This is a genomic window from Xylanibacter brevis P6B11, from assembly GCF_000621825.1.
GTDB classification, from domain to species: domain Bacteria; phylum Bacteroidota; class Bacteroidia; order Bacteroidales; family Bacteroidaceae; genus Prevotella; species Prevotella brevis.
Map to the genome: position 1 here is coordinate 51,145 of NZ_JHXG01000010.1, position 24,242 is coordinate 75,386.

18 protein-coding genes and 2 tRNA genes are annotated in these 24,242 nt (G+C 50.4%); 13 read left to right on the forward strand and 7 right to left on the reverse strand.

Annotated elements, in window-relative coordinates:
* The first annotated feature begins 12 nt into the window (after positions 1-12).
* The 4 genes from galK (at position 13) to rlmH (ending at position 3,372) form a co-directional block, all read left to right on the forward strand.
* Complete coding sequence (galK, locus tag T496_RS0106540) at positions 13-1,176, forward strand: galactokinase (protein WP_027450037.1); 1,164 nt, start codon at positions 13-15, stop codon at positions 1,174-1,176.
* An 86-nt stretch (positions 1,177-1,262) separates the two neighbouring features.
* On the forward strand, positions 1,263-2,570 hold the full coding sequence (locus T496_RS13650; RefSeq protein ID WP_197018937.1) for a GH25 family lysozyme: 1,308 nt from the start codon (positions 1,263-1,265) through the stop codon (positions 2,568-2,570).
* Positions 2,571-2,612: 42 nt separating this feature from the next.
* Complete coding sequence (locus tag T496_RS0106550) at positions 2,613-2,912, forward strand: DUF4491 family protein (protein ID WP_027450038.1); 300 nt, start codon at positions 2,613-2,615, stop codon at positions 2,910-2,912.
* Positions 2,902-3,372 carry a 23S rRNA (pseudouridine(1915)-N(3))-methyltransferase RlmH gene (gene rlmH, locus T496_RS0106555; protein ID WP_027450039.1) on the forward strand — a complete coding sequence of 157 codons (471 nt, stop codon included), beginning with the start codon at positions 2,902-2,904 and terminating at the stop codon, positions 3,370-3,372. The genes T496_RS0106550 and rlmH overlap by 11 nt, the downstream gene beginning before the upstream one ends.
* Positions 3,373-3,471: 99 nt before the next feature.
* Here rlmH and T496_RS0106560 read toward each other — a convergent pair.
* The 5 genes from T496_RS0106560 to T496_RS0106580 all read right to left on the reverse strand — a co-directional run bounded on the left by T496_RS0106560 (position 3,472) and on the right by T496_RS0106580 (position 8,354).
* A tRNA-Ser gene (locus T496_RS0106560) sits at positions 3,472-3,558 on the reverse strand.
* A gap of 180 nt (positions 3,559-3,738) precedes the next feature.
* Positions 3,739-5,379, reverse strand: a complete 1,641-nt coding sequence (locus tag T496_RS0106565) for a dipeptidase (protein ID WP_027450040.1) — start codon at positions 5,377-5,379, stop codon at positions 3,739-3,741.
* Between the two features lie 97 nt (positions 5,380-5,476).
* On the reverse strand, positions 5,477-6,352 hold the full coding sequence (gene nadC / locus T496_RS0106570) for a carboxylating nicotinate-nucleotide diphosphorylase (RefSeq protein WP_027450041.1): 876 nt from the start codon (positions 6,350-6,352) through the stop codon (positions 5,477-5,479).
* 24 nt (positions 6,353-6,376) lie between these two features.
* Positions 6,377-6,877 (reverse strand): outer membrane beta-barrel protein, encoded by a 501-nt coding sequence (locus T496_RS0106575; RefSeq protein ID WP_027450042.1) that lies wholly within the window; start codon positions 6,875-6,877, stop codon positions 6,377-6,379.
* 7 nt (positions 6,878-6,884) lie between these two features.
* Complete coding sequence (locus tag T496_RS0106580) at positions 6,885-8,354, reverse strand: carbon starvation CstA family protein (protein WP_027450043.1); 1,470 nt, start codon at positions 8,352-8,354, stop codon at positions 6,885-6,887.
* Positions 8,355-8,553: 199 nt separating this feature from the next.
* On the opposite strand from T496_RS0106580, the gene T496_RS0106585 reads away from it, so the two are divergent.
* Together T496_RS0106585 and carB are read left to right on the forward strand one after the other, a co-directional pair.
* Positions 8,554-10,104, forward strand: coding sequence for a glycoside hydrolase family 10 protein (locus T496_RS0106585; protein ID WP_231478020.1), 1,551 nt, complete (start codon positions 8,554-8,556; stop codon positions 10,102-10,104).
* A 114-nt stretch (positions 10,105-10,218) separates the two neighbouring features.
* Positions 10,219-13,452 carry a carbamoyl-phosphate synthase (glutamine-hydrolyzing) large subunit gene (gene carB / locus T496_RS0106590; protein ID WP_027450045.1) on the forward strand — a complete coding sequence of 1,078 codons (3,234 nt, stop codon included), beginning with the start codon at positions 10,219-10,221 and terminating at the stop codon, positions 13,450-13,452.
* A 562-nt stretch (positions 13,453-14,014) separates the two neighbouring features.
* On the opposite strand, the gene T496_RS0106595 is transcribed toward carB, so the two are convergent.
* On the reverse strand, positions 14,015-14,434 hold the full coding sequence (locus tag T496_RS0106595; protein ID WP_052342116.1) for a rhodanese-like domain-containing protein: 420 nt from the start codon (positions 14,432-14,434) through the stop codon (positions 14,015-14,017).
* A 141-nt stretch (positions 14,435-14,575) separates the two neighbouring features.
* Between T496_RS0106595 and T496_RS0106600 the strand changes: the two genes are divergently transcribed.
* Genes T496_RS0106600 through T496_RS0106615 form a run of 4 tightly spaced genes read left to right on the forward strand, consistent with a single transcriptional unit; the run spans position 14,576 to position 19,870 of the window.
* Positions 14,576-15,037: a low molecular weight protein-tyrosine-phosphatase gene (locus tag T496_RS0106600; RefSeq protein WP_044110772.1), complete on the forward strand. Its 462-nt coding sequence runs from the start codon at positions 14,576-14,578 to the stop codon at positions 15,035-15,037.
* A 48-nt stretch (positions 15,038-15,085) separates the two neighbouring features.
* Positions 15,086-17,302, forward strand: a complete 2,217-nt coding sequence (locus T496_RS0106605) for a RelA/SpoT family protein (protein WP_027450048.1) — start codon at positions 15,086-15,088, stop codon at positions 17,300-17,302.
* A gap of 13 nt (positions 17,303-17,315) precedes the next feature.
* On the forward strand, positions 17,316-18,329 hold the full coding sequence (locus T496_RS0106610; protein ID WP_027450049.1) for a sugar kinase: 1,014 nt from the start codon (positions 17,316-17,318) through the stop codon (positions 18,327-18,329).
* Positions 18,330-18,370: 41 nt separating this feature from the next.
* The gene (locus tag T496_RS0106615) at positions 18,371-19,870 is read left to right on the forward strand and encodes a DUF4301 family protein (RefSeq protein ID WP_027450050.1); all 1,500 of its coding nucleotides are present in this window, start codon (positions 18,371-18,373) and stop codon (positions 19,868-19,870) included.
* Positions 19,871-19,878: 8 nt separating this feature from the next.
* On the opposite strand, the gene T496_RS0106620 is transcribed toward T496_RS0106615, so the two are convergent.
* Positions 19,879-20,532: an HAD family hydrolase gene (locus tag T496_RS0106620; protein WP_027450051.1), complete on the reverse strand. Its 654-nt coding sequence runs from the start codon at positions 20,530-20,532 to the stop codon at positions 19,879-19,881.
* Positions 20,533-20,972: 440 nt separating this feature from the next.
* Between T496_RS0106620 and T496_RS0106625 the strand changes: the two genes are divergently transcribed.
* From T496_RS0106625 to T496_RS0106635, 3 genes are all read left to right on the forward strand, one after another.
* Positions 20,973-21,055, forward strand: a tRNA-Tyr gene (locus tag T496_RS0106625).
* Between the two features lie 141 nt (positions 21,056-21,196).
* Complete coding sequence (mltG, locus tag T496_RS0106630) at positions 21,197-22,228, forward strand: endolytic transglycosylase MltG (protein WP_027450052.1); 1,032 nt, start codon at positions 21,197-21,199, stop codon at positions 22,226-22,228.
* A 267-nt stretch (positions 22,229-22,495) separates the two neighbouring features.
* A complete protein-coding gene (locus tag T496_RS0106635; protein WP_027450053.1) occupies positions 22,496-24,238 on the forward strand; it encodes a glutamine--tRNA ligase/YqeY domain fusion protein in 1,743 nt (580 codons plus the stop codon).
* Positions 24,239-24,242 lie beyond the last annotated feature (4 nt).

Below are 24,242 nucleotides of genomic sequence, written 5' to 3' on the forward strand. Positions count from 1 at the left end.
AAAAACATTATGATTGATATCGAATTTGTAAGACAGCGCTTCATCAAGCACTTCGACGGAAAGACAGGTAACGTATATACCTCTCCCGGTCGTATCAACTTGATTGGTGAGCACACAGACTATAACGGCGGATTCGTATTCCCCGGTGCAGTGGACAAAGGTGTTACAGCTGAGATGCGCGCCAACGGTACTGAAGATACCGTTATGGCATACGCTATCGACCTGAAAGACCGTGTAGATTTCAAGCTCTCTGACCCCGCAGGTCCTAAGGCTTCATGGGCACGCTACATCTATGGTATCGCCCTGGAGATGAAGAAGCTGGGTGTACCCGTAAAGGGTTTCAACATTGCCTTTGCAGGTGATGTGCCCCTCGGTGCAGGTATGTCTTCTTCCGCCGCTATGGAGAGCTGCTTCGCTTGCGGTCTGAACGACATCTTCGGCGAGAACAAGGTTAGCCAGTGGGATATGGTACTGGCTGGTCAGGCTACTGAGCACAACTACTGCGGTGTAAACTGCGGTATCATGGACCAGTTTGCTTCTGTATTCGGTAAGGCAGGTTGCCTGATGCGTCTGGACTGCCGCAGCCGTGAGTTCGAATACTTCCCATTCAAGCCCGATGGCTACCGTCTGGTACTGCTCGACTCAGTGGTTAAGCACCAGTTGGCAGGTTCTCCCTACAACGATCGTCGCAATAGCTGCGAGAACGTAGTGAAGCACATCCAGGCTAAGCATCCAGAGGGTAAGTTTGAGACCCTGCGCGACTGCACATGGGAGCAGCTGGAAGAGGTGAAGGCTGAAGTAGGTGAAGAAGACTACAAGCGCGCTAAGTTCGTGCTGGGCGAGAAGGACCGCGTATTGGCAGTCTGCGACGCCTTGAACGAGGGCGACTACGAGAAGGTTGGTGAGATGATGTACAAGACTCACGAGGGTCTGTCAAAGGACTACGAGGTGTCTTGCGAGGAGCTCGACTTCCTGAACGACATCGCCAAGGAGAACGGCGTTACTGGCAGCCGTATCATGGGTGGTGGCTTCGGTGGTTGCACCATCAACCTGGTTCGCAACGACCTCTACAAGCAGTTTGTTGAGGATGCCAAGAAGAAGTTCAACGCTAAATATGGTCATGAGCCCAAGGTTTACGATGTAGTCATCGGCGACGGCTCACGCAAGCTCTGCTAATCATTAAGCAGCATAACACACGTTACGCAGATTGCGCAGGTCACATCCTGTGTAATCTGCGTAATTCAATTAATTATATGGAAGTCATGAATCGTCTTTTTCTAATTATCAGTCCCCTACTCTTCCTTTGTGGATGCACCCAGCGACAAGAGACAACACCAACCTATTTTGACGATATAGACACAGAAGGTCTGGTGACACAAGACACGGTCGGCACCAGGGAGCGCGATGAACAAATAGCCAAAGAACTGGAATACTATCTGGATCGTCACAACGTGCGTGACGAGGGCTTCGACATGGTGATACGATATGCAGAGGACGGTGATTCTACACAAGCTATCTATCTGCCTAAAGGGAGGGCGATGGCACGCAACCTGATGCACTGGCAGCACGGCAGGCGCCAAGGCAAGGGCGTAACCACCGACAGACAGGGCCGACTGATCATTGGCATGTTCAATGCCGACACACTGGTCAGCGGTATACGCATGGACGAGAAAGGCATCTATGCAGGCATGATGAACAGTGCCATGGAGGCCTGCGGACACGGCTCATACCGTTCGGTGGACGGCTCTTTCTACGAGGGACACTGGCAACATGACCAGCGCGAAGGCTTTGGCTTTAGTGTCAGCACCGCCCACCTGAAAGCAGGCCAGTGGAGCCGAGATGCCTTTCGCGGTGAGCGTATGCACTACACCAGCGAACGCATCTATGGCATCGACATCTCTCGCTATCAGCACGAGATTGGTCGCCGACGCTTCCCTATCGACTGGGCCCACCTGCGCATCACGAACATGGGCAGACGCATCAGCAGTCAGCGCGTGGATGGCGATGCAAACTACCCCGTCAGCTTCGTTTATATCAAGTCCACACAGGGAGCCACCATCACCAACCGCTACTTTGCCACCGACTATCAGAACGCACGCAAACAGAACATCCGCGTGGGTGCATACCATTTCTTCACGGTGGGAAAGGATGCCAGAGAGCAGGCCCACTACTTCCTGAAGAACACACAGTTTAAGAAGGGCGACCTGCCCCCCATGCTCGACATTGAACCCACAGACGCCATGATACGCAAGGGAGGCGGCCCGAAGAAGATGTTCAGCGACATACGCACCTGGATCAACATTGTAGAGCGCGCAACCCACACGCGCCCACTGCTCTACGTCAACCAGCGATTCATCAACACCTACCTGGATCAGGCACCCGACCTGAAGGAGAAATACCTATTCTGGATAGCCCGATACGGCGAGTATAAGCCCGACGTCAGACTGGCCCTGTGGCAACTAAGTGACTGCGGTCGTGTGAGGGGCATTCAAGGCGATGTTGACCTGAACGTGTTCAATGGTTATCAGATACACTGGGACGATTTCCTGAGCGATGAGACCATTAAATAGAAAAAAAATGCGTACCTTTGCATGCACAATAAATAATAAGACATGTATTTCACAGGAATTATCATTGCCTTCTGCACATTTCTCGCCATCGGCATATGGCATCCCATCGTCATTAAGACAGAATATCACTGGGGCACCTGGCCTTGGAAGATATACCTGCTCATCGGCATCGTATGTCTGATAGCAGCACTGTTCATCGAGAATGCCATCATCTCGGCCAGCATCGGTGTTTTTGGGGCTTCGGCACTGTGGGGCATCGGCGAACTCTTTGCCCAGAAAAAGCGCGTTCAAAAGGGATGGTTCCCCATGAACCCTAAGCGTAAGCACGAATATGAAGACTGAGCTCATCCTGGTAGGTAAGACGGTGAACAAGCACTTCGTGGCTGGCATCAACGACTATGCAGAGCGTATAGGACACTATATGCCCTTCAACATCACGGTCATCCCTGAACTGAAGAACACCAAGAACCTCTCTGAGGAACAGCAGAAGACCGCCGAGGGCGAACTGATACTGAAACAGATACAACCGTCAGACACCGTGGTGCTGCTGGACGAACATGGCAAGGAGTTACGCAGCATCGAGCTGGCCGCCTGGCTGGAACAGAAGAGGAACACCGTCCGCCGATTGGTCTTCGTCATTGGTGGCCCTTACGGTTTCTCACCCGCCGTCTATGCACGTGCCAACGAGAAGCTATCACTCTCGAAACTCACCTTCTCTCACCAGATGGTGCGACTGGTTTTCACCGAACAGATCTATCGTGCTTGCACCATCATCAAGGGCGAACCTTATCACCACGAATAGCAAGAGGATAAGGCTGGGTCTCCCACCCCGTCGATACACATTATAATAAATATAGGAACAACAAAAAAGAGGACCTTTGAGTCCTCTTTTTTTTCTTTGCGGAGAGTGAGGGATTCAAACCCCCGATACCCATAAGGGTATACCGGATTTCGAGTCCAGCGCGATCGATCACTCTGCCAACTCTCCGATTAAGTGAGCGCCATGCAAGCTTGCTTGCTAATGGCCGAGCGTGAGGAGAGAAAAAAATTCATTTTAGTTCTCCCTTTAAGTGCATGCAAAGGTAATACATTTTTCCGAACCAACCAAATGTTTATCGGGAAAACTTAAGAAGAAAGGCCAGAAACTGAGTTCTGGCCTTTCGAGGTATTATTTCTGTGGTTCTTCAAGTCTGCTACCAACCTCCTTAGCTAAACCACGAGCATATCTTGCGGGATAGCCAGGACGCACCGGTGTAGAACCGAGACCATACTTTGTACGTGTGAAACGACCGTTCTGTTCAGGTTTGATGGTCATATCATTGTACTTCACAATCAGATAGGTAGCCAACTGACACCAGCGAGCCAGCATCTGGTCGGCCTTCTCTGCAGTATATCCAGTGAGATACTTCACACGAGCAGCCTCGTCGAGCGTCAGCGCCTTGTCCTCTACCTCTTTCTGAGCACAGAAGTATGAGTTGTCGAGCGAGTCACGTACCTGCTTCAGGCTGGGGAACATCATTGAGTAGCGGGGATAAACCATGTTAGACACCCAGTTCTGAACCCAGAACGCATTATCCATAGAGAAGTTCAACTCGTCAACACCAGGTGTGTTGTAAGGACGGGGCGACTCTGTAGCACAGCAATACACTGGTGTGAATGGAGCCATGTTGCCATCATCGTTGGCAAACCAGAAGCAGCCACCCACTTCGCGTGGCATCCATGAACGCATCTGGCTGACAAAGACGAAGCCAGCCTGCTGAGTAGATACAGGGCGCTCGTTGAAGTACTTCTTGCCATCGGCCTCAAAATAAAGAGGTGTGGGGCGGTAAGGCATATCCCAGATGCCACCACCCAGATCCTGATCGAGTGACAGAGGAGTGCCCTCATAGTGGTCGCGCATAGCTACCTCAATATCCTGAACAGAAAGTTTTTTGTTGGGCTTCACCCACAGAGGCATAGCCTCGGCATTAGCATCCTTACCCTCTGCCCAAGGAATGTAGCGGTCCATACCGTCGGCATAGCGATTGAAGAATGTCCACACACGTGCATCGCACATACGGCGACCAGAGAAGTCGGGAGCAGCATAAGCAGCGTTGTAGCTAAACTCAGCATCCTTACCGCTGAACCAGCCCATCTTACGAGCATAAGACACCACATTCTTTGAGTAGCGCACGTTCTCCTTATCCTTCATATTAAAGGTGGTGATGCGACTCTGGTTGGCATGACCGCAGATCATATCGTCGGGGATGCGCACAGCCACCCATACGGTGCGAGCTTTCTCCACCTTACGGTCGCTACCAGTACCCATCATCTCCATAATCCAAGCCTCGTTAGGGTCGCAGATGGTGAAGGTCTCACCACTTGAGTAGTAGCCATACTTCTCAACCAGTGAAGTCATCACATCAATAGCCTGACGGGCATTCTTAGAACGCTGCAGGGCGATGTAGATCAGTGAACCATAGTCGATAACACCCGTGGTGTCGATCATCTCCTCGCGACCACCAAAGGTTGTCTCACCGATGGTCACCTGCCACTCGTTGATATTACCAATCACGTTGTAGGTCTCCTCGGCCTCGGCAATCTCGCCCAGGTACTTGTTGGTGTCCCACTCATACACTTTGCGCAGTTCGCCCTTAGCATGCTTAGCAGCAGGATAGTGTACCAATCCCTGGAACATACCATAACTATCAGCACTATACGAGCAGATGACTGAACCATCGGCAGAAGCCTTCTTACCAACGATATAGTTGGTGCAGGCAAAAGAAGTTGTTGCCATCAAGGCAAAAAGAGGTAAAAATAACTTTTTCATTTTACGTTGTTTGTACTAACCTATCAGCTCTCTCCCAGATGGTGTACATCCCAAGAGCAAGCTGATAGGCTGTTCTATCATCAAAAGAAATTAGCTTTTACTTAATTATCAATTTATCACTTCCAGCAGCTTTGAAGCTCATGTCCAGACCTTTCACGCTGTGAGTAAGAGCACCAAAGGAGATAAAGTCCACACCAGCCTTGGCATAGGGGATCATCGTGTCGTAGGTGATGCCACCCGACGACTCTGTCTCGGCACGTCCGTTGACAATCTTCACAGCCTTTGCAGTGTCTTCGGGTGTGAAGTTGTCGAACATGATACGGTCGCAACCCTCGGCCAAAGCCTCGTCAAGTTCCTTGAAGTTGCGCACCTCACATTCGATCTTCAAATCCTTACCATGATCCTTGCAATACTGTTTGGCACGGCTGATGGCATTGTGCACGCCACCACAGAAGTCGATATGGTTGTCCTTCAGCAGGATCATATCGAACAAACCGATACGGTGGTTCATGCCACCACCAATCTTCACGGCCTCCTTCTCCAGCATACGCATGCCGGGAGTCGTCTTACGTGTGTCGAGCACACGTGTCTTGGTGCCAGCATCGATCAGGGCCTGCTGATAGCGGTGGGTCATGGTGGCAATGCCACTCATGCGCTGCAGGATGTTCAGCATCAGGCGCTCTGTCTGCAACAGGCTCTGCTCACGTCCTTTAACGCTCATGACGATATCGCCAGGCTTCACATGCGCGCCATCCTCTACATATACCTCTACTTGCAGTTCGGGGTCGAAACGACGGAACACCTCCTTGGCAATCTCTACACCAGCAAAGATACCCTCCTCCTTAATCAGCAACTTCGACTCACCCATGGCATCTGCAGGAATGCAGCACAACGTGGTGTGGTCGCCATCACCGATATCCTCGGCAAAAGCCAGGTCTATCAGTTTGTCGTTCAGTTCTTCTACACTTAACATGACTTTCAGATATTGAAACAACAATTATTCAAAATAGATACCAAGACCGATACGGATACCAAAACCGCTGTACTCCACATGATCCTTCAGGCTCAGGTTGTAGTACACCTCTGGCTCCAGCGTTACGGTGCGGTTCAGGAAGTAAGCATAGCCCAACTGGACCGTAGGCAGGAAATCATCAAACTTATGACGGTGAACATAGTTAGCACCAGCACCCAGATAGAGTCCGTTCTGCTCGATATAGTAACGAATACCGGCACCTGCTGAGAGAGCATTTGGGCCCACCTTATGCCAGTCATAACCCAAGTTGGCTGTTACCATCCAGTCGTCCTCGAACAGATAACCACCTTTGGCATTAAAACCCATCTTCAGGCTCTCTGCTTTAGTATAGTCAAGATTAAAATTAGAAAGACTTGCAGATGCATAATACTTGTCCATGCCAAATGGCGGACGATCCTGTATCTGTGCATTACCAGTCAATGAGAAGACAAGACCACAAAGGGTCATTAAAAAGAATCTTTTCATAAGTAATTTATTTTAGGGTTTTACGATAATTTGCTAACCAGATAATGAACCATGCGGCAGAGAGTATCGCCGTTAATGCAGCAATAACTCCAGCATATTCAGTTTCCAAATGGAATGCCTGCTCTGAAAGCAGATAAGTTACACATACCGTAGTCATAAATACGGCTGGGATAAAAGTAACCAAACAATTTCTCTTCTCACGAACCAAATAGACCGTGATAGCCCACAATGTAAAGACAGACAATGTCTGGTTGCTCCAACCAAACCAACTCCAGATCACATCGAATCCATCTGGATTAGCCATCTGCCAGATGAGTAAAGCTATAACTGCCAAGAACATAGGTATACATACATAGAGACGCTTACGTATGCTTCTCTGTTCCAGACGGATGAAGTCAGCAATAATCAGACGAGCAGAACGTAGAGCCGTATCACCACTGGTGATGGGTGCTGCCACCACACCAAGGATAGCCAAGACACTACCAAACACGCCTAACCAGTTCTCGCTCACCATATTTACAATAGCAGGAGCCTTACTGATAATAGCCTCACCGCCCTCCATTTGCTGATAACCTGCAACAGGTTCATTATAGAAGAAATACATGGCCACCGTAGCCCAAATGAGCGCTACGAAGCCTTCTGTAATCATGGAACCATAGAAAATAGGACGTCCCATTTTCTCATGTTTCACACAACGAGCCATCAACGGACTCTGTGTTGCATGGAAGCCACTGATAGCGCCGCAAGCAATTGTAATAAATAAACATGGGAATATATTCTTCGTGGTCAGCGAAGCTTCGCCTACCCCTTCCCACAGTTCTGGAATGTCGGGCTGCTTGATGAATAGCATCACCAGGAATGCCACTGCCATAAACAGCAAGGAGAAGGCAAAGAGTGGATACACTTTTCCAATAATCTTATCAATTGGCATCATCGTAGCAATCAGGTAATAGAGGAATATTACCACAATCCAGAAAGTACTATTACTGAGGAAAGCAAGTTGTGTGCCCTCTGTATGGAACAAATTCTGAAGCAGAGAAGCCGGACTGTAAACAAACACTGCGCCTACCATCATAAGTAAGAACACAGAGAAAATAAGCATCACTTGCTTAGGTACATTACCCAAATAACGTCCGATAATCTCAGGCAAGTTGGCACCGCCATTACGAATAGAGAGCATACCACTCAAGTAATCATGCGTGGCACCTGCAAAGATACATCCCAACACAATCCACAAATAGGCCGCAGGACCAAACTTAGCACCCATGATAGCTCCGAAGATAGGTCCGGTACCCGCAATATTCAGAAACTGAATCATGAAGATCTTCCAACCCGGTAAAACCATAAAATCTACGCCATCTGCCTTTGCCACTGCAGGCGTTTGACGATCATCTGGACCAAAGATACGCTCCACAAAGCGACCATAAATAAAATAGCCCAAAACAAGAGCCACGAGGCTCACAACAAACGTAATCATTTTTGCTTATTTTTGTGAATTAGCAATGCAAAAGTACTATTTTTATTTGAAATATGAAAAAAAAAGCCTAACTTTGCACGAAAATTTAATAATAATAATGAGATATCGTTTCATTCTATTCATACTACTTGTTGGTTTGCTTACTATCCAACCAACAAAAGCCCAATTTTCCTCTTCTCCCAAACACGAAGTCCGCGCCATGTGGCTGACCACTATCGGTGGCATCGACTGGCCCAGATCTTCCGGACAGAAGGCCCAGAAACTTGAGATGATCAGTATTCTCGACCAACTGAAAGCGGCTGGCATCAACACGGTCTTATTTCAAGCTCGTGTCAGGGGCACCACCATGTACCCATCGAAATATGAGCCTTGGGAGACCTGCCTGACAGGCACCCCCGGCAAGAATCCCGGCTATGACCCTCTGAAGCTCTGCATCGACCTTTGTCACGAGCGAGGCATGGAATGCCACGCATGGGTGGTCACCATCCCCATGGGCAACTGGAACAAGATTGGCTGTAAGACCATGCGTCAGAAACACCCCAACCTGGTCAAGCGCATTGGCGACGATGGTTTCATGGACCCCGAAAATACCCTGACTGGTGATTATCTGGTGAAGATATGCCGCGAGATTGTGGACAACTACGACGTTGACGGCATCCACCTGGACTACATCCGTTATCCTGAGACGTGGCCTACCAAACTGAAGGCCAAGAAGACCATTCAGCAGCGACGCAACTACATCACAGACATCGTGAGAAAGATTAGCCATAGCATCAAGCCCCGCAAGCCATGGATCAAGTTCTCGTGCTCGCCAATAGGCAAATACGACAATCTGAGACGCTACTCTGCCGGTGGCTGGAATGCCCATACTGCCGTATCGCAAGATGCACAACTATGGCTGAAGGAAGGTCTGATGGACGAGCTCTTCCCCATGATGTACTTCCGCGACAACAACTTCTTCCCCTTTGCCATCGACTGGAAAGAGAACAGCAACGGCCGACTCATCGTGCCGGGCTTGGGCATCTATTTCCTGGATCCTAAAGAGGGCAAATGGGAACTGGATCAGGTGGCACGTCAGATGAACGTGTGCCGACAGATTGGTGTGGGCCACTGCTACTTCCGCTCTAAGTTCTTCACCGACAACACGAAGGGCATCTACGATTACGCCCGTGCTTTTGATGCCACACTGGCATTGGTACCACCTATGACATGGGCCACAAAGTCGGTGCCCAGCGCCCCTAAATCGCTATCGCTCGAAGGCACCCGACTGCACTGGGGAGCTGCTCACGACGACAGTGGTGCTCCATATTTATTATACAATGTCTATGCCTCCGACACCTATCCGGTGGATATCACCAAGGCAGAAAACCTGGTAGCCGTGCGACAGACCAAAACATCCATTCAGGTGCCAGCCCATAAGTACTATGCCGTCACGGCCATGAACCGCTTTGGCATCGAGAGTAAGTCCATACAATTACATCACGGAAAGGCTACTCAAACACCACGTCAATCCACAGGTCCAGACCAGTTCTTCTCCGAAGGAAATGTATTCGTACTTCCTACAAAAGAGAACACCCTAGACGCTAAGTATATCATTATAGAAACACTTCAAGGTCAGACGATTACGATTATTCCTTACACCAGGACTTTAGACGTAAAGAAGATTCCTAACGGCATCTATCAATTGCGCTCTTTAGGTCGCAACGGACGTAATCATCGCATTGGTTTCTTAACCATTAAAAGACCTTAAGAAAAGGGAACGGAAAATAATATTATATTTTTTCGTTCCCCTTTTTCTTATAATTCGGAAGAATTAAGTAACTTTGCACACGGAATCGTAAACCCAAAGGATAATAAAGAAATTATGGCAATTAAAAAACTCAAAAAGGTACTAGTGCTCGGTTCAGGTGCACTAAAGATTGGACAAGCAGGTGAGTTCGACTACTCTGGTTCGCAGGCATTGAAAGCCCTGCGCGAGGAAGGTATCAAGAGCGTGTTGGTAAACCCCAACATCGCCACCATCCAGACCTCAGAAGGCATCGCCGACAAGGTCTATTTCCAGCCCGTCAACACTCATTTCGTCACCGAGATCATCAAGAAGGAACGCCCCGATGGTATCCTCTTGGCATTTGGTGGACAGACAGCTCTGAACTGCGGTACTGAGCTGTATCAGAATGGCACACTGAAGGAATACGGCGTCGAGGTGCTTGGCACCAGTGTTGAAGCGATCATGAACACTGAGGACCGTGACCTTTTTGTGAAGAAGCTCGATGAGATTGAGCTGAAGACGCCCGTCAGCCATGCTGTAGAGAACATGGACGACGCGCTGAAGGCAGCCCACGAGATTGGCTTCCCCATCATGATCCGTTCTGCCTATGCACTGGGTGGTCTTGGCTCGGGTATCTGTCCTGACGAAGCCGCCTTCAAGGAGTTGGCAGAGAGTGCTTTCACCTTTGCACCACAGATCCTGGTAGAGGAGTCTCTGAAAGGCTGGAAGGAAATTGAGTTTGAGTGCATCCGTGATGCCAACGACCGTTGCTTCACCGTGGCCTCAATGGAGAACTTCGATCCCCTGGGCATCCACACCGGTGAGTCTATCGTGGTAGCACCCACCTGTTCGCTGACTGAAGAGCAGGTCAAGATGCTGCAGGACATCACCATCCGTTGCGTACGCCACCTGAACATCATTGGCGAGTGCAACATCCAGTTTGCCTTCAATGCCACGACCAACGACTATCGCATCATTGAGATCAATGCTCGTCTGTCTCGTTCTTCTGCTCTGGCATCAAAGGCTACAGGTTATCCTCTGGCTTTCGTAGCAGCAAAGATTGCATTGGGCTACACCCTCGACCAGATTGGCGAGATGGGCACCACCAGCAGTGCTTATGTAGCTCCCTCACTCGACTATATGATTTGTAAGATTCCTCGTTGGGACCTTACCAAGTTTGCTGGTGTAAGCCGTCAGATCGGTTCTTCGATGAAGTCTGTGGGCGAGATCATGTCTATCGGCCGCAGCTTTGAAGAGATGATCCAGAAGGGCTTGCGCATGATTGGTCAGGGCATGCACGGATTCGTGGGCAACGACCACACCAAGTTCGAAGACCTCGACGACGCACTCCAGAACCCCACCGACCTGCGTATCTTTGCCATTGCACAGGCACTGGAAGAGGGTTACACCATTGAGCGCATCGAAGAGCTCACCAAGATTGACCCCTGGTTCCTGGAGCGCCTGAAGCACATCGTGGACCTGAAGCACCAGTTGCAGACCTACAACAAGATGGAAGACTTGCCCGATGCCCTGCTGCTCGAAGTGAAGCAGGCCGGTTTCAGCGACTTCCAGATTGCCCGCTTCGTCCTGAAGCCCGAGACTGGCAACATGGAGAAAGAGAACCTGGAGGTGCGCAGCTATCGCCAGAGCCGTGGCATCCAGCCCTCTGTGAAGCGCATCCCAACAGTTGCTTCCGAGCATCCCGAACTGACCAACTATCTGTACTTCACCTACCTGCCCACCGTACAGCACGACATCGCCTACTATCACAACGAGAAGTCGGTGATCGTACTGGGTTCTGGTGCCTATCGCATCGGTTCGTCGGTAGAGTTTGACTGGTGTTCTGTCAACGCCATCAACACCGCTCGCAAACTGGGCTACAAGTCTATCATGGTGAACTACAACCCCGAGACCGTATCTACCGACTATGATATGTGCGACCGCCTCTACTTCGACGAGTTGTCATTGGAGCGCGTGCTCGACGTCATCGAACTGGAGTCGCCTCGCGGCGTCATCGTCAGCGTGGGCGGACAGATTCCTAACAACCTCGCCATGAAGTTGCACCGCCGTGGTGTTCCCGTGCTGGGCACTTCGCCAGTGGACATCGACCGTGCAGAGAACCGCGACAAGTTCTCAGCTATGCTCGACAAGCTGGGCATCGACCAGCCTGCATGGCGTGCGCTGACCTCGTTCGACGATATTAAGGAGTTCGTAGCAGAGGTAGGCTACCCCGTACTGGTGCGTCCTTCTTACGTACTCTCTGGTGCTGCCATGAACGTCTGCTACGACGAGGAGGAGCTGCACCGCTTCCTCAACATGGCTACCGAGGTGTCTAAGGAGTTCCCCGTTGTAGTGTCTAAGTTCATGACCGAGACCAAGGAGATTGAGTTCGACGCCGTAGCCGACAAGGGTGAGGTCATCGAGTATGCCATCTCTGAACACGTAGAGTATGCCGGTGTTCACTCGGGCGATGCCACCATGGTGTTCCCCGCTCAGCACATCTACTTCTCTACCATCCGTCAGATCAAGAAGATCGCTCGTCGCATTGCTGCCGAGCTGAACATCAGCGGACCATTCAACATTCAGTTCCTGGCCAAGAACCGCGAGGTGAAGGTTATCGAGTGTAACCTCCGTGCTTCTCGTTCGTTCCCCTTCGTTTCAAAGATTCTGAAGCGCAACTTCATCGAGACAGCCACCAAGATCATGCTGGATGCCCCCTACTCTCGTCCCGACAAGTCAGAGTTCGACATCGACCGCATCGGCGTGAAGGCCTCTCAGTTCTCGTTTGCCCGTCTGCAGAATGCCGACCCCGTACTGGGTGTTGACATGTCGTCAACCGGTGAGGTGGGCTGTCTGGGCGACGACCTCCACGAGGCATTGCTCAACGCCCTGATTGCCACTGGCTATCGTGTACCTAAGAAGGGTGGCGCCATCCTCATCTCTAGCGGTGCTGCTAAGGGCAAGGTGAGCCTGTTGGAGCCTGCCAAGCAGTTGGTAAAGCAGGGCTTCGAGGTTTATGCCACACCAGGTACTGCTCGTTTCTTCAACGACAATGGCATTGCTGCCAAGTCAGTGGCATGGCCTGATGAAGAGGGCGACAACAACGTGATGAAGATGATTGCCGATCATAAGTTCGACTTGATTGTCAACGTACCCAAAAACCACTCTAAGCGTGAGCTGACCAATGGCTACCGCATTCGTCGCGGTGCCATCGACCACAACACGCCCTTGATGACCAATGTTCGTCTGGCCAAGGCCTTCATCGAGGCCTTCACAGCCATCGACGAGAGCGACATCAAGATCAAGAGTTGGCAAGAATATAACAACTAAACTCTAGACCATCTAAAGCAAAGCGGATGTGTTCATTACTGAGCACATCCGCTTTTTGTATTTTCCCGCTTTATATTTTATATTGATACCGCCTGTCTGATATACACTCCCCCAGACAGAACACTTGGAATATTGGGCCTATTCCGAATCAACACCAGCACTTTTGCACATCAATACTGGCGCTTTCAGGTATCAATACCAATGCCTTTAAACACTAAGAGTGGCAGTATGCTGTCGGTTCTAGCCCCTGGAACACATAATTCTAGACCCTAGAATCGATCGTTCTAGACTCTAGAATCAGTCGATCTAGACCCTAGAATGGAGTATTCTAGACTCTAGATCGGGATCAAAAGTGCCACTATTGCAAGACAAAAGCGTAACTATTGGAATAGAACAGTTACGCTTTTCATCAGGAATAGTGCCACTATCCTCATAGAAAAGTGCCACTATTCTCGGAGAAAAGTGCCACTATTCTCGGAGAAGAGTGCTGCTATTCTCATAGAAAAGTGCCACTATTCTCGGAGAAAAGTGGCACTAAAATGGGGGTCTTATATGAGGGAATTTAATTCTTACTGAGCACGGGCTTGCCCGCTTCTATCCAGGCATCGGTGCCGCCTTCCATGTTTACGACCTTGTAGCCTTCCTTAGACAGGAACTCTGCAGCAGAGGCACTTCTGATACCACTGCGACAATAAACAGCGATGGTCTTGTTTTTGGGCAACTGACTGAGGGCTGCAGACTTAAAGGAATCGGCTTTGTAGTCGATGAGCAACGAGCCTTTCAGATAGGCATCCTCATATTCAGAGGCAGTACAGACATCGAGCAGCACCACACTGTCGGAACCTGAAATGAGGCGATGAAAGGCTTCCACATCAACGGTTTTGTAGTCCTTGCAGGGAGTGTTATGACCACGGAGCACCCATGCCACCCCAAGGACAATGGTCAGCAGTAGAACAAGTGTCAACTTATTAGATCGATTCATAGGTTTTAAACATCAAAAGATTATGGTGCAAAAGTAAGCATTTTCGGTCAAAAGCCAAAACATTCTGCGAAAAAAGCGCATTATTAGACCAAAATACGCTATCTTTGCATGTAAAAAACGAAGAAACACGCAATATTAGACATGAAACAAACCAAGATACTCTTTGTCTGCCACGGTAATATCTGCCGCAGTCCTATGGCCGAATTTGTGATGAAGAAAATCGTTGCCGATGCCGGTCTTGAGGATTCGTTCTACATCGAGTCGGCAGCTACCTCGACCGAGGAGATTGGCAACGAGGTCTATCCACCGGCCAAGCGGAAGCTGGCCGAGCACGGCATCTCGTGCAAGGGAAAGACGGCACGACAGATGACCCGACAGGACTATCTGCGCTTTGACCTGCTGGTGGGCATGGACGACTGGAACATACGCAACATGAAGCGCATCTGTGGCGACGACCCCGACGAGAAGATTCACCGCCTGATGGATTTCACGGTGCGTCCCGGCGAGGTAGCCGACCCTTGGTACACCGGCAACTTTGAGGCCACGTGGAATGATGTGCTGGAGGGATGCACCGATCTGCTGAGGAGTATCGTTAAAAATTAGCTAAAAGCTAACGCATTATACTATTTTTTTCCTACCTTTGTGGCGGATATGACAGAACTATTAGAATTTACAGCACCCGAACGCGAGCTTGCCCTGCAGCTCTATGCTGAGCTGAAGGACAAAATCATATCGACACTGGAACCTGCCGATGAGGAGAAGTTACGCAGTCACCTGATGGAGCTCATCAGTCAGAACATCGTGCATCGCAACGTATTCGGGCTGAACCCCATCATCACTGCTGTCCAGACAGCCCTGCTTGTGGTCGACGAGATAGGACTGCGCAGGGATGCGGTCATCGCCGTCCTGCTCTATCCCAGCATCGAGGCCGAGTACACCACCATCGACGAGGTGAGCGAGAACTACGGTGAGTCCGTGGGACGCATCCTGCACGGCTTGCTGCGCATACAGGAGCTCTACAAGAAGAACCCCGTCATTGAAAGCGAAAACTTCCGCAATCTGCTGCTCTCGTTTGCCGAGGACATGCGTGTGATTCTGATCATGATTGCCGACCGCGTGAACCTGATGCGACAGATACGCGACTCAGACAACGAAGCCGGCAAGCGCGAGGTCTCGGAAGAGGCAGCCTACCTCTATGCCCCACTGGCCCACAAGCTGGGTCTATACAAGTTGAAGAGCGAACTGGAGGACCTGTCACTGAAGTACCTGGAGCACGACGCCTACTACATGATTCGCGAGAAGCTGAACGCCACCAAAAGTGCGCGTGATGCTTATATCAAAAACTTCATTGCGCCTATCGAGAAGAAGCTCATCGAGGCCGGTCTGAAGTTCCACATGAAGGGACGCACCAAGTCCATCCATTCCATCTGGCAGAAGATGAAGAAGCAGAAGTGTGCCTTCGAGGGCGTCTATGACCTCTTTGCCATCCGCATCATCATCGACTGTCCGATAGAGAAAGAGAAACAGCAATGCTGGCAGACGTTTGCACTGATCACCGATATGTACACCTCTAACCCCAAGCGCATGCGCGACTGGCTCACCGTGCCAAAGACCAACGGCTACGAGAGTCTGCACATCACCGTGCTGGGACCCGAGCAGAAATGGGTAGAGGTGCAGATACGCACCGAGCGCATGGACGACATCGCCGAGCGCGGTGTGGCTGCCCACTGGCGCTACAAGGGCGTGAAGGCCGAAGGCGGCATGGACGAGTGGCTCAACGGCATCCGCCAGATGCTGGAGGAGTCGAGCGGCATAGAGGCCATGGATCAGTTTAAGATGGACCTCTACGACGATGAGATCTATGTGTTCACACCCAAGGGCGACCTGCTGAAATTCCCCAAAGGGGCCACCGTGCTCGACATGGCCTACCACATCCACTCGAAGGTGGGATCGGCTTGCACGGGCGCGCGCATTAATAATAAGGTGGTGACATTCCGCCAGGAACTGCACTCGGGCGACCAGGTAGAGATCATCACTTCCTCTACTCAGTACCCCAAACAGGAATGGCTCAACATCGTCAAGACCTCGAGAGCCAAGGCCAAGATTAGACTGGCCCTGAAGGAGACCCAACAGAAAGAGGCGCTGCTGGTGAAGGAAATGCTAGAACGTAAGTTCCGCAACCGCAAGATAGAACAGGACGAGAGCCTGATGATGCGCACGATGAAGAAGTTGGGCTACAAAGAGGCCAGCGACTTCTATCGCGACATTGCCCGCGAGACACTGGAAGTGCAGACCGTGTTCGACAAATACCTGGAACTGCAGCAAGGCGAGAAGGTCATCACGGGCGACAACATCGCGCGTTCGGCCGAGGAGTTCACACTGGAAGACTCGAAGTTTGCCAACCCCAACACGCAGGTTGCCGACGACGTGCTCGTCATCGGCAAAGACCTGAAGGGCGTTGACTACCAGTTGGCCCACTGCTGCAATCCCATCTATGGCGACGAGGTGTTTGGCTTTGTCACCGTGAACGGCGGTATCAAGATTCACCGTTGCGACTGTCCGAATGCGCCCGAGATGCGCCGCCGCTTTGGCTATCGCGTGGTCAGGGCAAGATGGAGCGGCAAGGGCTCGAGCCAGTATGCCATCACACTGCGCATCATCGGCAACGATGACCTGGGCATCGTGAACAACCTCACGTCGATTATCTCGAAAGACGAGCGACTGGTGCTGCGCAGCATCAACATCGACTCTAACGACGGACTGTTCCGTGGCAACCTGGTCATCATGATCAACGACAACACCCGCCTGGAAGCGCTCATCAAAAAGCTGCGCACCGTGAAAGGCGTGAAACAGGTTGAAAGAATATAACCCACACACAACAATGAAAACTAAATTCGTGACTTTCGGAGAACTGCTGCTGCGATTCTCAAAACAAGATCACCAACGACTGTCGCAAGGCGACTACTTCACCAGTAAATACGGGGGTAGCGAGGCTAATGTGGCTGTGTCGCTGGCGATGCTAGGCAACGACGTGCAATACGTCACTCGCCTGCCCGACACACCTGTTGGACATACCGGCATGCAGAACCTGATGCAACTGGGTGTTGACTGCCGGCACATCCTCTTTGGTGGTCAGCGCATAGGCACATACTACATGGAACCGGCTGCGGGCATGCGCTCGGCCAAGGTAATCTACGACCGTGCCGGTTCGGCCTGCTCGGAGATAAAGCCCGGCATGATTCCCTGGCGCGAGATCCTGAAAGATGCCGCCGTGCTGCATATATCGGGCATCACGGCTGCCATCTCGCAGAGTTCGGCCGACGCCACCTTCGAAGCCCTCGACATTGCCGACGAACTGGGTGTCAAGGTGGCCTTCGACATCAACTACCGCAAGAACCTGTGGCAGTATGGTGCCGACCCACGCCAGACGCTGAGGTGCATCCTCTCGCGCTGCGACCTGATGTTTGGAGATGCCATCGAATTTGAGTTTCTCTGTCAGCGCAAGCAACCTCCCTTCACGGCCACGGACTCCAGTTTTCAGATGCAAATGGACGAATATCGCGCCTGGTTCGACGACCTTCACAAGGAGTTTCCACGTTGTAAGAAATGGCTGATGGGCATGCGAAACATCGTGGCCTCCAACCACCACCTGCTCACGGCGCTGCTGTGGACCGACGGTGAACTGCTCAAGGCGCCTATCAACGACATCAACGGTGTGGTGGATGCCTCGGGCGTAGGCGACGCCTTCATGGCTGGCATGCTGCATGCCCTCAGGGCCTACCCCGACGACAGTCAGATGCAGCTCAACTACTCGCTGGCAGCCTCGACACTCAAGAACACCATTCCCGGTGACTTCAACCTGGCCACCGACGAGGAAATCACAGCGCTGCTATAGGCAAAGAATATTTTTAACCCGCTTATATATAATAAGAAACTATGCTATCAGAAAAAGACTTGCAACAGATTGCTCAACGTGGCATCAGCCAGGAGCAGATTGAAACCCAACTAAAAGAATTTGAAACAGGCTTCCCCTTCCTGCGTCTGGAGGCTGCCGCTGCCGTGGGCAATGGCATTCTGGCCCCCTCAGCAGATGAGCGTCAGTCGTATGTAAAAGCTTGGGAAGACTATAAGGCAGAAGGACACCGCGTGGTGAAGTTCGTACCCGCCAGTGGTGCTGCCAGCCGCATGTTCAAGAACATGTTTGCGTTTGTGGATGCCGACTACGACGTGCCTACCACCGATTTCGAGAAGAAATACTTCAACGACATTGAGAAGTTTGCCTTCTATGAGGCCCTGAACCAGGTCTGCATAGAAAACGAAGGCAAGGACATCAAGACACTGATGGCCGAGGGCAACTACAAGGCAGTGGCTGCCAACATGCTGAAGAAAGAAGGTCTGAACTACGGTCAACTGCCAAAGGGCATGCTGCTGTTCCACAAATATGCTGAAGGTGCTCGCACACCTATGGAGGAACATCTGGTAGAGGGTGCACTCTATGCAGCCTCTAATGGTGAGGCCCATGTGCACTTCACCGTGAGCCACGACCACCTGGAGTTCTTCAAGCAGAAAGTGGCAGAGAAGGCCGACGGCTTTGCCAAGAAATATGGCATCAAATACGACATCACCTTCTCGGAGCAGAAGCCTTCTACAGATACCGTTGCAGCTAATCCTGACAACACACCTTTCCGCGAGGCCGACGGCTCACTGCTGTTCCGTCCCGGTGGTCATGGTGCGCTGATCGAGAACCTCAACGAGATCGAGGCTGACGTCATCTTTGTGAAGAACATCGACAACGTGGTGCCCGACCGTCTGAAGCCCGAGACCGTAGAGTGGAAGCAGGTCATCGCTGGTGTGCTGGTAACGCTGCAGAAAAAGGCATTCGAGTATCTGCGCCAGTTGGACAGCAACCCAACAGACGCACAGATTGCCGAGATTGCACAGTTTGTAGAGAAGTGCCTTTGCACCAATCCTAAGAACAACAAGGTGGACGCTGCCTACCTGAGAAGCAAGCTCAACCGCCCCATGCGCGTGTGCGGCGTGGTGAAGAACGTGGGCGAGCCTGGCGGTGGGCCATTCCTCACCTACAATCAGGATGGCACCGTGTCTCTGCAGATTTTGGAGAGCTCACAGATTGACACCAACAATGCTGAGTACATGAAGATGTTCACCCAGGGCACACACTTCAACCCCGTTGACCTGGTTTGCGCTGTCAAGGACTATCAGGGCAAGCCATTCAACCTGCCCGACTTCGTTGACAAGACCACTGGTTTCATCTCTAGCAAGTCAAAGAGCGGCAAAGAGCTGAAAGCACTTGAGTTGCCTGGCCTCTGGAATGGTGCCATGAGCAACTGGTCAACCGTCTTCGTGGAAGTACCTCTGGGTACGTTCAACCCCGTGAAAACGGTCAACGACCTGCTGCGCGAACAGCATCAGTAATCGTTGCGTTATAAAGACAAGATATCCAATGGAGCAGCTACAAAGGTGGTTGCTCCATTTTCTTTCAGAAAGTCACGATCGCGGAACCCCCAAAGCACACTGATACAGGGCAGACCAGCATTGCGAGCTGTCTGCAGATCGACCTCGCTGTCGCCCACATACACAGCATTCTCTTTTCCCACACCCAGTTGTTTGAGGGCTTCTATCACGGTGTCGGGGGCAGGTTTCTTGCGGATGCCTTCTGATTCGTGCTCACCAATAGCCACCTCGACGGTGTCGGGGAAGAAATGACGACAGAGCGACTGCGTAGCAGCACAGAACTTATTGCTGACCACAGCTATACGCTTGCCCCTACTCTTCAACTCTGCCAACAACTCTGGAATGCCGGCATAGGGACGCGTCGTATCAAGAGAATGATCCATATAGTAGGCACGAAACGTGGCAAAGGCAGCCTCAAACTGAGGGTTAGCCTCACCAGAAGGTACTGCACGAACCATCAGCATCTTCACGCCATTACCTACAAAGCGGCGCACATCTGCCAAGGAATGTTCGGGCATGCCATGCGTTCTCATGGCATAGTTCACGGCGGCAGTCAAGTCCTCTAACGTCTCCAGCAAGGTGCCGTCAAGATCAAAAATGTATGTATGGTAGCTTTTCGTCATCTGAACCTATGATTAGATTTGAGGTGCAAAGTTATAAATATTTAGTCGATTAACGGCACTAGCTGCCGAATTAATTTGAAAATCTGGATAAAAAGAACCACCATCCATCACGGATGGTGGAAACTAACACAAAAACTAAGATTTTTCCACAGCCCTCTTCACAGATGGCCTGTGGTTGGGAATAATGGTTATATACACCTTTTGAGTCGTTATATAAATAACTTCTTCAAAAGCGATGCGAAATTACAAAAAAAAATTGAGGTAACAAGCATTTCACTGCATAAATCTGCTAATTGGGCAGTTAAATGGATAATAATTGCAATAATATAAGGTGGAAAAGCTACAATTTGCACATTATTGGAGGAAAAACAAAACTTTATTTCCAAAACATTTGCTAATATCAAAAAAAATGTATACCTTTGCACTCGCTTTTGAAAAACGGGTGTTTTCCAGAGTGGCCAAATGGGGCAGACTGTAAATCTGCTGTCTTTCGACTTCGGTGGTTCGAATCCATCAGCACCCACTTAGCTTTCACACTTTTTTTTGGTATTTTTACAGAAAGCATACAAATCCATTTTTTATTAGAAAATTCCTCAAAAAGTATTCGTAATTACAGAAAAAGCTGTAACTTTGCATTGCAAAACTTTAAAAGGGATACACACACATGCAAGACCATAAGAAAAAAGCCAAATATTACCTTTGGCCAGCAGCTATCTCGATGCTGATCATCGTAAGTATCATTTTTTACTATTTCTTTTGTACTTTCTCTAAAAGCAACGAAGATCAATTCGTCTATATCGATGGTGACGACACGCCCGATTCCGTTTACACGAAACTTGCAGATATTGCCAACAGTTGTCAGTTAGCGGGTTTCCGCACGCTGGCCAGACACTATGGATACGAAAAAAACATACGAACAGGACGATATCTCATCACACCAGGAATGAACACCTTCACCGTGTTCCGCCACATGAAAAACGGACATCAGCAGCCTATGATGCTGACCATCCCCGAAGCCAGAACCACTGAGCTTCTCGCTGGCAGACTTTCGCAGAAGCTGATGGTGGACAGCACAGAGCTGGTGCAAGCATTGACATCAGAAGAGATTTGCGAGAAATACGGCTACGACACGGCCACCATCGTGGCTATGTTCGTGCCAAACACATACGAGGTTTACTGGGACATGACACTCGAGAAACTGATGCAGCGCATGCAGAAAGAGCACGATGCCTTTTGGACCGACGAACGACAAAAGAAAGCCCAAAAGCTGGGACTGACTCCTAATGAAGTAGCAACGCTAGCAAGTATTGTGGACGAGGAAACGGCAAACACAGCGGAAAAGCCAATGATAGCAGGGATGTACCTGAACAGACTGAAGACCGGTATGCCCTTGCAGGCCGATCCCACGGTGAAGTTTGCCTTGAAAGACTTCAACCTGAAGCGCATCTACCACAACCATCTCAGCGTTGAGAGCCCCTACAACACCTATGCACACATCGGACTGCCTCCTGGCCCAATCAAAGTGGCAAGCATCAAAGGCATCGACGCGGTGCTCAACCGCCAAGCGCACAACTATCTGTACATGTGCGCCAACAGCGATTTTTCGGGCACACACGTTTTTGCCCGCAACTATCAGGAGCACCTGCACAACGCAGCACTCTATGCTAAAGCACTCAACGAAAGAGGCATCAAATAAAGACATCGTATAAAAAGCGAAATGCCCATCGTTTCGCAACGAAGGGCATATCTCAATAGGTATTAGTCTTTTTAAGGTAAAAAGATTGTATTCAGGATAACGAGTGCAAAGATAATTGATATAAGTCAACCTTGCAAACTTTTTGATATGTTATTCAACATATGCCCGTTTTTTAGCCTGTTTTATATAAATAAATAAGGTGAAGAAATCGAATATTCTGATTTATTTTGTACCTTTGCAATCAAAATCAAAAAACAACTTACGGAAATGGAAGAAAAGACACTGAACGAAAACGAAGAGAAGAAAAGTCTTAGCTTCGTGGAACAAATGGTAAAGGATGATCTGGCAGCAGGCAAGAACGGTGGACGACTGCAAACACGCTTCCCACCAGAGCCAAACGGCTACCTGCACATCGGCCATGCGAAAGCCATTGCCATTGACTTCGGACTTGCAAAAAAATATGGCGGCACATGCAACCTGCGCTTCGATGATACAAACCCCGTAAAGGAAGACACAGAATACATTGAGAGCATCGAGCACGACATCAAATGGATGGGCTTCCAGTGGGCTAATGTTTATTATGCATCTGACTATTTCCAGCAACTGTGGGACTTTGCCGTATGGCTTATCAAACAGGGAAGAGCATATGTTGACGAGCAGAGTTCTGAAGCTATTGCACAACAGAAGGGCACCACAACAAGTCCCGGTACAAACTCACCATTCCGCGATCGACCCATTGAAGAGAACCTTCGTTTGTTCGACTTCATGAACAGCGGAAAATGCGAGCCAGGTAGCATGGTGCTGCGCGCCAAGATTGACATGGCACATCCTAACATGCTGTTCCGTGACCCATTAATCTACCGCGTGCTGAACATTCCACACGTGAAGACTGGCGACAAATGGAACGCCTACCCCATGTACGACTTCACCCATGGTCAGTGTGACTACCTGGAGGGCGTGACTCACTCGTGGTGTACGCTGGAGTTTGTGGAGCACCGCCCCTTGTACGACCTGTTCGTGACATGGATGAAGGAATGGAAGGGCGAAACCGATAATATTGAAGACAACCGTCCACGACAGACTGAGTTCAACAAGCTGAACCTGAGCTACACGCTGATGTCAAAGCGCAACTTGCTGGCGCTGGTCAACGAACACCTGGTGAACGGTTGGGACGATCCTCGCATGCCAACCATCTGCGGCTTGCGTCGTCGTGGCTACTCGCCCGAGAGTCTGAGAAAGTTCATTGACAAGATTGGCTATACAAAACTGGATGGTCTGAACGACATTGCACTTTTGGAGAGTGTGGTTCGCGATGACCTGAACAGCAGAGCTCAGCGCGTCAGCGCAGTCCTGGACCCTGTTAAGGTTGTGATCACCAACTATCCTGAAGGTCAGACCGAACAACTGACAGCCATCAATAACCCCGAAAACGAGGCAGACGGCACACACACCGTGGAATTCAGCCGTGAACTGTGGATTGAGCGCGATGACTTTATGGAGGTAGCAGAAAAGAAATTCATGCGCCTGGCTCCTGGTAAAGAGGTGCGCTTGAAGAATGCATACATCATTAAGTGCGACGAGGAGCATGCCTGCGACAAGGATGCTGAGGGACGTGTGACCACCATCTACTGCACCTACGACCCTGAGACGAAGAGTGGTATGCCCGGTGCCGATCGTAAGATTAAAGGCAAGACACTGCACTGGGTGAGCTGCCACAACGCGATGAAGGCAGAGGTTCGTTTGTACGACCGCCTGTGGAAGGTTGAGAATCCACGCGATGAGATGGCTGCTATCCGCGATGCACAGCAGTGTGATGCAGTGACGGCCATGAAGCAGATTATCAACCCCAATTCTCTGAGTGTAAACAAGGAATGCTACATTGAGCCATTTGCAGCTAACATGCAGCCATTGAGCTACTTGCAGTTCCAGCGCATTGGATACTTCAACGTGGATCCCGACTCAACACCAGAGCATCCTGTATTTAACAAGACTGTAGGTCTTAGATCTTAATCAG